This is a genomic window from Streptococcus parasanguinis, assembly GCF_047463195.1.
Taxonomy (GTDB): domain Bacteria; phylum Bacillota; class Bacilli; order Lactobacillales; family Streptococcaceae; genus Streptococcus; species Streptococcus parasanguinis_R.
Genome location: NZ_JASHEI010000021.1, coordinates 1 through 529 on the forward strand (window position 1 = coordinate 1; position 529 = coordinate 529).

Sequence of the window (529 nt, forward strand, 5' to 3'; positions counted from 1 at the left end):
GAGCTACCGAGCTGCTCCATCCCGCGTTAATATTAAGGAGGATGTGGGATTCGAACCCACGCACGCTTTTACACGCCTGACGGTTTTCAAGACCGTTCCCTTCAGCCGGACTTGGGTAATCCTCCAAATATATAGTCCGTACGGGATTCGAACCCGTGTTACCGCCGTGAAAAGGCGGTGTCTTAACCCCTTGACCAACGGACCATACTATTAATGGGCACGAGTGGACTCGAACCACCGACCTCACGCTTATCAGGCGTGCGCTCTAACCACCTGAGCTACGCGCCCAAGTTTAAAAAAACTTGGTAAAAATGAACAAAAGTTCAAAGCGGGTGACGAGAATCGAACTCGCGACAACAGCTTGGAAGGCTGTAGTTTTACCACTAAACTACACCCGCTTAAATGGGAGTTAACGGGATCGAACCGCTGACCCTCTGCTTGTAAGGCAGATGCTCTCCCAGCTGAGCTAAACTCCCAAATGAGCCTAGTATCTACTAGGCTCAATCTCTTGCTAAGCGACTACCTTATC

Annotated in this window: 5 tRNA genes; all 5 read right to left on the reverse strand. The window is 50.1% G+C overall.

Annotated features, from left to right (window positions below):
- Positions 1-35: 35 nt before the first annotated feature.
- A tRNA-Ser gene (locus tag QM870_RS10210) sits at positions 36-125 on the reverse strand.
- A 7-nt stretch (positions 126-132) separates the two neighbouring features.
- Positions 133-204: transfer RNA gene (locus QM870_RS10215), tRNA-Glu, on the reverse strand.
- Between the two features lie 10 nt (positions 205-214).
- Positions 215-288: transfer RNA gene (locus tag QM870_RS10220), tRNA-Ile, on the reverse strand.
- A gap of 39 nt (positions 289-327) precedes the next feature.
- Positions 328-398, reverse strand: a tRNA-Gly gene (locus QM870_RS10225).
- 5 nt (positions 399-403) lie between these two features.
- Positions 404-476: transfer RNA gene (locus QM870_RS10230), tRNA-Val, on the reverse strand.
- Positions 477-529 lie beyond the last annotated feature (53 nt).